Source organism: Paenirhodobacter hankyongi, from assembly GCF_003664585.1.
GTDB lineage: Bacteria > Pseudomonadota > Alphaproteobacteria > Rhodobacterales > Rhodobacteraceae > Rhodobacter > Rhodobacter hankyongi.
This window is the reverse complement of sequence record NZ_RCHI01000013.1, coordinates 109,322-119,027: the sequence shown is the minus strand read 5'-3', so window position 1 is coordinate 119,027 and position 9,706 is coordinate 109,322. Positions and strand designations below refer to the sequence as shown.

At 67.8% G+C, this 9,706-nt stretch carries 12 protein-coding genes and 1 tRNA gene; 9 read left to right on the top strand and 4 right to left on the bottom strand.

The genetic code is table 11. The annotated features are described in order from the left end of the window. Window positions 1-66 precede the first annotated feature (66 nt). The 7 genes from DYS74_RS13595 (at window position 67) to DYS74_RS13570 (ending at window position 3,001) form a co-directional block, all read left to right on the top strand. On the top strand, window positions 67-471 hold the full coding sequence (locus DYS74_RS13595; RefSeq protein ID WP_245965284.1) for a DUF2312 domain-containing protein: 405 nt from the start codon (window positions 67-69) through the stop codon (window positions 469-471). Further along, complete coding sequence (locus DYS74_RS13590; RefSeq protein ID WP_121534232.1) at window positions 471-662, top strand: hypothetical protein; 192 nt, start codon at window positions 471-473, stop codon at window positions 660-662. The genes DYS74_RS13595 and DYS74_RS13590 overlap by 1 nt, the downstream gene beginning before the upstream one ends. A gap of 94 nt (window positions 663-756) precedes the next feature. Further along, window positions 757-1,446 carry a hypothetical protein gene (locus DYS74_RS13585; RefSeq protein WP_121534231.1) on the top strand — a complete coding sequence of 230 codons (690 nt, stop codon included), beginning with the start codon at window positions 757-759 and terminating at the stop codon, window positions 1,444-1,446. Beyond that, the gene (locus DYS74_RS18695; RefSeq protein WP_183077537.1) at window positions 1,443-1,595 is read left to right on the top strand and encodes a hypothetical protein; all 153 of its coding nucleotides are present in this window, start codon (window positions 1,443-1,445) and stop codon (window positions 1,593-1,595) included. The genes DYS74_RS13585 and DYS74_RS18695 overlap by 4 nt, the downstream gene beginning before the upstream one ends. Continuing rightward, entirely contained in the window at window positions 1,595-1,798 is a 204-nt protein-coding gene (locus DYS74_RS13580) for a hypothetical protein (RefSeq protein WP_121534230.1), read from the top strand. The genes DYS74_RS18695 and DYS74_RS13580 overlap by 1 nt, the downstream gene beginning before the upstream one ends. Continuing rightward, window positions 1,795-2,817 carry a site-specific integrase gene (locus DYS74_RS13575; protein ID WP_121534229.1) on the top strand — a complete coding sequence of 341 codons (1,023 nt, stop codon included), beginning with the start codon at window positions 1,795-1,797 and terminating at the stop codon, window positions 2,815-2,817. Before DYS74_RS13580 ends, DYS74_RS13575 begins: the two co-directional genes overlap by 4 nt. Before the next feature lie 100 nt (window positions 2,818-2,917). Next, window positions 2,918-3,001, top strand: a tRNA-Leu gene (locus DYS74_RS13570). Between the two features lie 205 nt (window positions 3,002-3,206). Here DYS74_RS13570 and DYS74_RS13565 read toward each other — a convergent pair. From DYS74_RS13565 to DYS74_RS13550, 4 genes are read right to left on the bottom strand one after another with little or no spacing between them, the layout of a single operon-like run. Further along, on the bottom strand, window positions 3,207-4,139 hold the full coding sequence (locus tag DYS74_RS13565) for a putative B6 ABC transporter permease subunit 1 (protein ID WP_121534228.1): 933 nt from the start codon (window positions 4,137-4,139) through the stop codon (window positions 3,207-3,209). Window position 4,140: 1 nt separating this feature from the next. After that, window positions 4,141-5,226 (bottom strand): putative B6 ABC transporter permease subunit 2, encoded by a 1,086-nt coding sequence (locus DYS74_RS13560; protein ID WP_121534227.1) that lies wholly within the window; start codon window positions 5,224-5,226, stop codon window positions 4,141-4,143. Then, complete coding sequence (locus DYS74_RS13555; RefSeq protein ID WP_121534226.1) at window positions 5,223-6,008, bottom strand: ATP-binding cassette domain-containing protein; 786 nt, start codon at window positions 6,006-6,008, stop codon at window positions 5,223-5,225. Before DYS74_RS13555 ends, DYS74_RS13560 begins: the two co-directional genes overlap by 4 nt. 48 nt (window positions 6,009-6,056) lie before the next feature. Next, on the bottom strand, window positions 6,057-7,091 hold the full coding sequence (locus tag DYS74_RS13550) for a putative B6 ABC transporter substrate-binding protein (RefSeq protein WP_121534225.1): 1,035 nt from the start codon (window positions 7,089-7,091) through the stop codon (window positions 6,057-6,059). Window positions 7,092-7,207: 116 nt separating this feature from the next. Between DYS74_RS13550 and DYS74_RS13545 the strand changes: the two genes are divergently transcribed. Together DYS74_RS13545 and DYS74_RS13540 are read left to right on the top strand one after the other, a co-directional pair. Next, on the top strand, window positions 7,208-7,681 hold the full coding sequence (locus tag DYS74_RS13545; protein ID WP_121534224.1) for a hypothetical protein: 474 nt from the start codon (window positions 7,208-7,210) through the stop codon (window positions 7,679-7,681). Window positions 7,682-8,186: 505 nt separating this feature from the next. After that, entirely contained in the window at window positions 8,187-9,680 is a 1,494-nt protein-coding gene (locus DYS74_RS13540) for a 4-hydroxyphenylacetate 3-hydroxylase N-terminal domain-containing protein (protein WP_121534223.1), read from the top strand. The last annotated feature ends 26 nt before the right edge of the window (window positions 9,681-9,706 follow it).

The window sequence follows — 9,706 nt, the reverse complement described above, 5'->3', positions numbered from 1 at the left end:
GTCGCCCGGTGCGGGCGGGATTGCATTCGGCTGGCACCCGCCCGCCAACCCCTCACGGAGGATCCGATGTTCATGCCCCCCGCCCCCGATCCCGAGAAATCCACACCCGCGCCGATCCCGGGCGGCGGCGAGACACAGGTCAGCATGGCCGATCTTACCGCCATGCCGCCGGTCGACACAGGCGGGCGGATCCCGGTCAAGAACACGCCGGCCGACGTCGCGGTCAGGGACAACTCCTACAGCGTCACTGCCGACGAGCTGCGCCAGTTCATCGAGCGTTTCGAACACCTCGCGGCCGAGAAGCAGGACATCGCCGAGCAGCAGAAGGACGTGATGGCCGAGGCCAAGGCGCGTGGCTACGACACCAAGGTGATGAAGATCATCATCGCGATGCGCAAACGCGACCGCGACGATCTGGCCGAGGAAGAGGCCACCCTCGACCTCTACATGGCCGCCCTGGGGATGGCCTGATGGAACAGCCCCACCACCCCGCCCGCGTCAGCCTCGCGCCGCTGCCGGACGGGCTGCGCCTGCCGCATGACGATCCGCGCGCCGAGACGGCTCCTGCCCCCGGCGTCATCACCCCCGCCCGCAGCCTGCGCCGCCGCACCCCGGTGCTGGTCGTGGCGCTGCGCGAGATGCTGGCGGAGAAGCGCCAATGAACATCGTCCTGCCCCTCCTAATCCTGATCGCGGCGGTCGTCGCCCTCCTCGCCGCGCTCGCGGTGAGCATCGAGCTGGACGAGGAGGACGACGAATGACCGCCCTGTGCGTCCTGATCGGCTGCGAGACCAGCGGCATCGGCCGGCGCGCCTTTGCCGCCCGCGGCCATGACGTCTGGTCCTGCGATCTCCTGCCCGCCGAGGACGGCAGCAACCGGCACATCGTCTGCGATGTGCGCGACGTTCTGGGCGATGGCTGGGACCTGCTGCTGGTCGCGCATCCGCCCTGCACGCGCCTGTGCCGCGCCGGGCGCCGCTGGCTGTCCGGGCCCGGGGCGATGACGCCGCCCAAGACCCTGCCGAAGGGGCGCAGCTGGACCAGCATGATCGACGAGTTCGAGGATGGCGTCGCCCTGTTCACCGCCTGCTGGCGCGCTCCGATCGCGCGCGTGGCGATCGAGAACCCGGAAATGCACGACCTCGCCAAGGCACGCATGCCCGCCGACCTTCCGGCGCCGCAGGTCGTGCAGCCGCATTGGTTCGGTCACCCGGAATACAAGGGAACCGGCTGGTATCTGCGCGGGCTGCCGCCTCTCCGGCCGACCAACAGGCTCGAGGAGCCCGTTCGCGGCAGTGAGGAATGGAAGTCCTGGAACCGCGTGCACCGGATGCCTCCCGGGCCCGACCGCGCCCGCCTGCGCAGCCGGTCTTTCCCGGGGATGATGCGGGCAGCGGCCGAACAATGGGGCGATCACGCCCTCGAAGAGGTCACGAGGGCCGCATGAACCACGAGGGGAAAGAGGCCCCGGCAGGGGCGCGGCTGCACCAGGCGCTCGCCACCGCCCGCGCGGCCCTCGCCGAAATCGCAGCAATCAGCGGTGGCCCGATCCGCCGCATCGCGCAGGATGCGCTCGAGAAGATGGAGACCGACTGATGGGAAAGTTCGCCCCTATTGCCGTCCGAGAGAAAACGGCTGCGGCGATGTTGGACATGACGGCGAGCGAATTCCGGCGTCTTGTCGAGGGGGGGCACCTTCCGCCCCCGAAGTCCATCGGCGGCCTGCCGAGATGGGAAACCAGCGCCTTGCACCGCATCATTTCCGGCGAGGCAATTGGAGATAGCGATTTCGAGACATGAGAAAGACGAGCCTGCCCTACCTGCAGTTCATCAAGAGCAATGGCCGGACCTATGTCTATTTTCGAAAAGGCAGCGTCCGAAAGCGGCTCCCGGACAACACGGACAGCCGGGAATTTTCGGACGCCTATTGGGATTGCCGCGCCGGGAAGGCCCGTGGCCCGATCAAGCACAGCTGGGAGAACCTGATCGTCAGCTATTACCAGAGCCCGGACTTCGCGAACCTGTCTCCAAGCACAAAAGCGAATTACCGCCGCCACTGTGAAGAGATCCGCATCAAGAACGGCACCAAGGACATGCGCCTGTTTCGGCGCAAACACGCGATAGAGGTGCGCGACAAGCTCAAGGATACATGGTCCAAGGCAAACGAGCGCGTCGCGGTCCTGTCCATTCTCTGCCGACACGCGGTCGACAAAGAGTGGATCGAAAGGAACCCTGTGGTTGATATCGCCAAGCTGCGCGGCGGCGAATACGAGGCATGGCCAGATGACATGCTGAGGGCCTTCGAGCGGTGTTGCGACGAGATCGGCGCAACGCTGGCACGCACCGCCTATGAGCTCGCGATCGGCACGGGGCAGCGGATTGGTGACTGCTGCGCAATGCAGTGGTCTGATTTCGATGGCGAATACATGTCGGTCATCCAAGAAAAGACCGAGGTGAAGATATCCGTTTACTGCCCCGCTCGTCTGCGCGCCTACCTGTGCAGTCTGCCGAGGAAGGGCCGGCATATCCTCGCCAAAAACCTGACGCAACCGATCGGCAAGCGCGCTGTCCAGAAGGCCGTCGAGGAAGTTCGTGCACAGATCGGCGCCATGCACGGCAACAAGCGCCTCGTGATCCACGGATGGCGCTACACTGCTGCCCGGGAACTGGCCGAGGCCGGGTGCTCGGATACTGAAATCCAGTCCGTCACCGGGCACAAGACGCTGGCGATGGTTCAGAAATACCGCGCTCAGGCCAACCAGAAAGCGGCGTCAAAGCGGGCCCAAAGCGCGCGAGAACGGAACAAGGACAGAACGTGAAAGTGGAAAACACATTGTAAAACACTTCCCCACTGGCGCCGAATATCGGCCCATGATAGACGGGCCAAAGCCTTGCGATGTATCAAAAAAGCAGGCACGTGCGGGTGTGGCGAAACTGGTAGACGCACCAGATTTAGGTTCTGGCGCCTTTGGCGTGGGGGTTCGAGTCCCTTCACCCGCACCATCCTGAAATCATCGGTCACTCGCGCCCACCCCACGTTGCGCTCGCGATGTGGCGGTTGAGCCGGGTGGCACACGGCGCGGGGCCTGCGCGGCGGCAGGGGATGCAGCCGTGGCGTCCTGCCAGCCGGATCACCGCCTTCCGCCGGCAGGCGCGGGAGGCGGCCACTGGCGCCTCCCCCTCTCTCTCGAGGACCGCAGCGTCGCGCTCAGCGCTCGCCGCGCACATAGGCGGCGCCAAGCGCCGCGGGCAGCTTCGCGTTGCGCCCGGCGATCAGCAGCACCGCCATCACCGCGGCGAAGGGCAGCATCTGCACCACGTCGGTCGGGATGTCGACGCCCGCGACCTGCAGCGCCGTGGCGGCCGAGAGACAGGCACCGAACAGCGCCGCGCCAAGCAGCACCCACAGCGGCCGGCCCCGCGCCAGCATCGCCAGCACGATGCCGATGAAGCCGTTGCCATGCGTCATGAAGGGCACGAAGACCCCCGCCGCCGCGATCGACATGAAGGCGCCGCCGAGCCCGACCAGCGCGCCGCACCCGAGCACCGAAAGCGCGCGGATCGCCAGCACGCTCTCGCCCGCGGAATCAAGCGCGGCGGGCTTGTCGCCGGCGGCCTGGATCGCCAGACCCAGATGGGTGCGGCGATAGAGCCAGACGAAGGCCGGCACCAGCCCGAGCGCCAGATAGACCACCGGCTCGCGGTCAAAGAGCGCCGGGCCGACGATCGGGATCTCGGCCAGACCGGGGATGCGCCAGGTCGCGACCTCGGGCAGGCGCGGATAGAGGCGCGAGAACTGCACATGGTGCAGCAGCGCCGTCGCCCCCTCGGCGCCAAGCGTCAGCGCGATGCCGATGACGATCTGGTTCAGGCCGAGCCGCACGCAGAACAGCACCATCAGCGCCGCCACCGTCATGCCGCCAAGGGCGCCGGCGAGAAAGCCGAGCCCGGTGCTCTCGCTCGCCCAGGCGACATAGAAGCCGAGATAGGCGCCGCCCAGCATCATCCCCTCGATGCCGACATTCAGCACGCCGGCCTTTTCCGAGAGCTGTTCGCCCAGCCCCGCCAGCAGCAGCGGCACCCCGGCCGCGACCACGCCGGCAAGCAGCGCGATCAGGAAGGTATCGGTGAAAAGCGTCATCTCAGACCCCTGCCTTCTGGCGCCGGCGCGCGCCCCAGTATTCCGCAAGGCCCAGCACGATCAGCAGGATCGCCACGGTGACCAGGGTGAAGTAATTCGGCACCCCCATCCGCCGCGCGGCACTTTCCGAGCCGATCGACAGGATCGAGAACAGCGCCACGAAGCCGATCGCGGCAAAGCCGTTGAAGCGGGCGAGGAAGACCAGCGGCACCACCGACATCGCATAGGCCGGGTTCCAGTCCGCCCGCACGTTGCCATACTGGCCCAGGATCGCGACCCCACCCGACAGCCCGGCAAACCCCGCCGAGATCGCGAAGACCGCGACGGTCAGCGCCGGCACCGCCAGCCCCGCGTGCACCGCCGCCCCGGCATTCGCGCCGACGACGCGCAGCCGCAGCCCGAAGGCGGTGCGGGTCATCACGAAATGCACCGCCAGCACCGCGACGAGCCCGATCAGCAGCCCGCTCGAGATCGTCGTGCCGCCCAGCGTCGGCAGCCGGTCCTCGACCGGCAGGGTGCGGGTCTGCGGCACCGTCGTCGCCGGGTCGAGGAAGACCAGCTTGACCAGCACCGAGGCGAGCGAGAGCCCGAGGAAGTTCATCATCAGCGTGGTGATGATCTCGTTCAGGCCCTGATAGGCGCGCAGGAAGGCCGGCACGAGCCCCCAGAGCGCCCCGAACCCCGCCGAGACCGCCATCCCCGCCAGCAGCGCCCCCCACACCGGCACATGCGCCACCATCAGGGGCGTCCAGGCCGCGGCAAAGACCGCCCCCACCAGGAATTGCGCGTCGCCGCCAAGGTTCCAGATCCCGGCGCGGAAGGCGACGATCAGGCTTGCCGCCAGCAGCAGGAGCGGCCCCATCCGGGTCAGCGTCGCCTGCACGCCGGTGGGAGAGAACAGGCCGCGCCCGAAGACATAGCCGTAATAGGAAAACGGGTTCACCTGCATCAGCAGCAGGATCAGCCCCGACAGCACGAAGGCCGCCAGCACCGGGCCGAGGCTCATCGCCAGCACGCCCCAGATCTCGCGGCGCGCGAAGGCGGGCGCGGCGCGGCCGTCTCCGATGTCGCTTGTGGTCTCGCTCATCCCCGGCTCACCCCGCTCATCAATTCGCCGATCCGGCGCCGCGCCGCATCGTCATTCGGCACGATGCCGGCAATCCGGCCCTGGTCCATCACCGCGACGCGGTGGCTCAGTTCAAGGATCTCGTCGAGCTCCGTCGAGATCAGCAGCACCGCGGCGCCGCGCTCGGCGGTCTCGCGGATCCGGGCGCGGGTGGCGGCGATATTCGCCAGATCGAGCCCGTAGGTCGGCTTGTTGAAGATCACCGCGCGGGTCGTGCCGGTCAGCTCGCGCGCCAGCAGGACCTTCTGGATGTTGCCGCCCGAGAGCTTGCCCACCGGCGTCTCGACCGAGGGGGTGCGGATGTCGAAGCCGCGCCGCTTCTCCTCGGCATTGGCGCGGATCGCCGCCGCGGTGCCGGCACGGTCGGGCCGGCGCCACCACGGCCGGCCGAGCGTCGCGTTTTCCACCAGCGTCAGGCTCGGCACCAGCATCGAGTGCTGGAACACCGTGCTGATCCCGATCTCGAGCGCGACGGCGGGCGAGGCGATCGGCCGCTCGATCCCGTCGATCAGGATCCGGCCCTCGTCGGGCTGCTGCAGCCCCGACAGCATCGAGACCAGCGTCGACTTGCCGGCGCCGTTCTCGCCCAGAAGGACGTGCACCTCGCCGGCGCGGATCTCCATGTCGATGCTGTCGTTCGCCACGATGCCGGGGTAACGCTTGGTCACGCCCTGCAGCGTGACGATGGGCGGGGGGGCGCCGACCGGCGCCGCCGCGGCCGGGAAGGTCTGTCCGTCTGGCATTCTCATCTCCGAAAGACGGGCGGGCCACGCGGGCCCGCCCCTGGGGCGTCAGTTCCCGGTCACCAGCGCATGCACCGACTCTGCGTCGAAATGCGGCGTCACGGTGATCTTGCCCGAGACGATCTCGTCCTTCACCGCCATCACCTGGGTCCAGACATCCTCGGGGATCTGCGGCGTCTTCAGCAGCGCGACCGAGCCATCCTTCAGCGCGATGCCGTAGTTGTGGCTGCCGAAGCTGTCGTTCTTCACGTCCGCGATCATCGCCGCATAGACCGGCTCCAGGTTCCACAGCACCGAGCTGAGCAGGAAGCCCTTGTCGATCGGGGACTTGTCGCCGATCACGTCGATGAACAGCACCTTGCCGCCATCCGCCGCGGGCGTGGTCTCGACCGCCTGCAGCATGCCGAAGGACGAGCCGTTGCCCTGGCCGAAGATGATGTCGGCGCCGGCCGCGATCAGCGATTCGGTGACGCGCTTGCCGCCCGCCGCATCGGAATAGGCCGCCGGCCCGATCACCGCGTAGCGGATCACCGCATCCGGTTTCGTCGCCTTCACCCCCTCGGCGAAGGCCGCCGACTGCGAGTTCCACGACGGCGGCTCGCCCGAGGTGACGATGCCCACGGTGCCCGAGCGCGACATCTTCGCCGCCAGCACGCCGGCCAGATAGGCGCCCTCGTGGCCCGAGGCGGTGTAATCCGCCACCGCATTCGCCTTCAGCGCGTCGGGGCTGTCGACGATCGCCACCTTCACCCCGGTCTCGGCGCCGATTTCGGGCGCGGCGGTGTTATAGCCGCTGGCATGGGCGATGATGAGACCGGGCTTGTCCTCGGCCAGCTCGCGCAGCGTCGGGCGCACGTCGCCATAGCCGAGGTTCTCGGCCACGATCGCCTCGATCCCGGCGGCGGCGGCGGCGGCCTTGGCGCCGTCGATCCCCTGCTGGTTCCAGCCGTAATCGGTGCCCGCCTCGGGCGTCAGGATCGCGATCGAGGAGATCTCCCCGGCCAGCGCGGGCAGCCCGAGCCCGGCGCAAAGAGCCGCGACCGAGACCAGACGGCCAAGGCGCGTGAGCGGTGTTTTCGTCATCTTGAACTCCCTGTGTTGACATTCGTCACGTTTGGTTTTCCGTTTCCGGGCCGGTGCGAACCCCGCAACCGCCCCGTCTTCCAGCTCCGATGAGGTTCCGTCAGATGCCTGTCCCCATGCGTTCCTGCCGTGTCCTGCCGGCGCTTTTCCTGCTGGCCCTCGCCGCGCCGCTGCCCGCCGAAGAGATCCCGGGCGCCGCGCTCGGCGCGCTGGCGGCCGAGCACACGGCAAAGCCCGGGCACGGCACCGAGGGGCTGGTCGCGGTGCCGGTCGAGATCACCAACACCGGCGAGACCGCGCTCAGCTGCACCGCGGGGCTCGCGCACTGGTATTCGCAGGCGCTCGGCACGGTGAGCTTCGGCGCGACGCTGTCGGTGACCCTGTGGTCCGACCCGGCAACCGGTGCGGTGACCCTGCTCAACCCGAAGGGCGAGCAGATGGCGGTGGAGCGGGTCTGGTGCGGACCGGCGGGCAACGACTGGCCGGCCCGGTATGAACTGCCGCTGCTGCGCCGGGCCGGGCAGGCCGAGACGGCGCAGCGGCTCGACTGCAGCGCCGGCGCACAGGCCACCGCCTGCACCCCGCGATAGGCGCCGCCCTCCCCTGAAATCGTCCTGAGCGTCGGCATCGTCCGGCTCCGCGCGGCCCCCGCCCGGCCGGCGCCGCATCGTTGCGGCACCGCGGCCTCGCGGGGGGATGAAAGGTCTCGCGGCCGGCATACAACCAACCGCGACAGGTTCGACCATATCGCCGAACCTTTGCCCGTCAACAGATCACAACCGTTTTAATGGTTGTGCGGTCGCTTCCGGAGGCACCGAACGGAGACTGCCGTGTTTTTGGGCGCAAACACCGAAGTTTCTTTGTGTTTCTTTGTATTTTTGCGCAAACAGCGAATCGCAGATGCCTATTTTCCGGCGAGTCGACCGCCGCCACAAACCCCGTCCCCGTCTTTTTCGCCGCAACCATTCTTTTTGGTTGCATAGAATGGTTCATCGACCATAGCCTTCCGGTATGACGAGACTCGACCGGCTTCTGGCACGGACAGAAGGCTCGCAGCGGACTTCGGTCCACCGACAGGAAGGTTCAGGAGACCCCATGACTGTGCAACACAAGACGGCAGCGGCCGCCACGCCCGTGCATCGCCTCAAGACCGGCGCCGAGTTCAAGGCGACGCTCGATGACGGCCGGCAGATCTGGATCGGCGGGCGCAAGCTCGACAAGGTCACCGACGAACCGGCGCTGGCCGCCGGCGTCGAGCTGATCGCCTCGATGTTCGATGACCAGTTCAAGCCCGAATTCGCCGAGGCCACGACCTATGTCGAGCCGGCGAGCGGCGAGCTCGTCAGCCGCGCCTGGCAGGTGCCGCATTCGCCCGAGGAACTGGCCGCGCGGCGCAAGATGATCGAATACACCAGCCTGAAGACCGCAGGCACCTTCGGCCGGCCGCCGGATCTGTCGCCCGCGATCGTCGCCGGCCTGATGGCGCATCGCGAGGCCTTCAAGGACAAGAAATCGATGATCGAGGGCTGTGACCCCGATTTCGTCGAGAACATCGAAGCCTACATGGAACACGGCCGGTCGCAGAACCTGACCGCCTCGGAAAGCCTGGCCGGGCCGCAGACCGACCGCTCGAACCCGAAGGCGGCCGAGATGGCCTTCCTGCGGGTGACCAAGGCGACGCCCGAGGGCATCTTCGTCTCGGGCGCGAAGACCGTGGGCTCGATCGCGGCGCAGGCGAATGACATCTTCTTCACCAATCTCGGCGGCCTGACCACCACCCCGCCCGAGGCCTGCGTCTGGGGCGCGGTGCCGATCAACACCGACGGCATCAAGATGATCTCGCGCGAGATGGTGTCGCTGCCCGGGGCGAACAAGTTCGACCACCCCGTCGCCTCGCTGGGCGAAGAGGCGGACCAGTTCATCATCTTCGACAATGTCTTCGTGCCGAAGCAGAAGATCTTCAACCTCGGCGACCCGGCCGGGATGTCGTGGTACGGGCCGGTCTGCGTCTTTGCGCACTGGCACGTGCTGACCCGCCTTGCGGTCAAGGCCGAGCTCTTCGTCGGCGCCGGGCAGATGGTGCTCGACGTGCTCGGCACCGGCAAGATCCCGGCGGTGCAGCTGATGCTGGGCGAGCTGATCGAATATGCCCAGACCCTGCGCGCCTTCGTCGTCGCCGCCGAGGCGCTGGCGAAACCGACCGCCGCCGGGGTGATGACGCCCGATGTCTCGATGCTGACCGCGGGCCGGCTCTACTCGATCGAGAACTATCCGAAGATCATCCACATCCTGCAGGAGCTGTGCGGCCAGGGCCTGGTGATGCGCTTCGGCAAGGACGCCTTCGAGAACCCCGAGGTCGGCCATTACCTGAACGACCTGCTGCCCGGCCACGGCGTGACCGCGATGCAGAAGGAACTGCTGATGAACTTCATCTGGGACATGACCTCGGGCGCGCTTGCCGGCCGCGTGGCGCTGTTCGAGAACGTCAACTCCTCGCCCGCGCCGCGGCTGCGCGCGCGCCTCTTCGAAGAGGTCAAGCGCGAGGCCTTCGTCGACCAGGTGAAGACCATCGCCGGCATGGACTGGTAACGCTCTCCGGGTCGCCGCGCCGCGGC

Bases quoted from the DNA above. Each gene is read 5' to 3' on its own strand.
- DYS74_RS13595 (WP_245965284.1), top strand. From the start codon at position 67: ATGTTCATGCCCCCCGCCCCCGATCCCGAGAAATCCACACCCGCGCCG.
- DYS74_RS13590 (WP_121534232.1), top strand. From the start codon at position 471: ATGGAACAGCCCCACCACCCCGCCCGCGTCAGCCTCGCGCCGCTGCCG.
- DYS74_RS13585 (WP_121534231.1), top strand. From the start codon at position 757: ATGACCGCCCTGTGCGTCCTGATCGGCTGCGAGACCAGCGGCATCGGC.
- DYS74_RS18695 (WP_183077537.1), top strand. From the start codon at position 1,443: ATGAACCACGAGGGGAAAGAGGCCCCGGCAGGGGCGCGGCTGCACCAG.
- DYS74_RS13580 (WP_121534230.1), top strand. From the start codon at position 1,595: ATGGGAAAGTTCGCCCCTATTGCCGTCCGAGAGAAAACGGCTGCGGCG.
- DYS74_RS13575 (WP_121534229.1), top strand. From the start codon at position 1,795: ATGAGAAAGACGAGCCTGCCCTACCTGCAGTTCATCAAGAGCAATGGC.
- DYS74_RS13565 (WP_121534228.1), bottom strand. From the start codon at position 4,139: ATGACGCTTTTCACCGATACCTTCCTGATCGCGCTGCTTGCCGGCGTG.
- DYS74_RS13560 (WP_121534227.1), bottom strand. From the start codon at position 5,226: ATGAGCGAGACCACAAGCGACATCGGAGACGGCCGCGCCGCGCCCGCC.
- DYS74_RS13555 (WP_121534226.1), bottom strand. From the start codon at position 6,008: ATGCCAGACGGACAGACCTTCCCGGCCGCGGCGGCGCCGGTCGGCGCC.
- DYS74_RS13550 (WP_121534225.1), bottom strand. From the start codon at position 7,091: ATGACGAAAACACCGCTCACGCGCCTTGGCCGTCTGGTCTCGGTCGCG.
- DYS74_RS13545 (WP_121534224.1), top strand. From the start codon at position 7,208: ATGCGTTCCTGCCGTGTCCTGCCGGCGCTTTTCCTGCTGGCCCTCGCC.
- DYS74_RS13540 (WP_121534223.1), top strand. From the start codon at position 8,187: ATGACTGTGCAACACAAGACGGCAGCGGCCGCCACGCCCGTGCATCGC.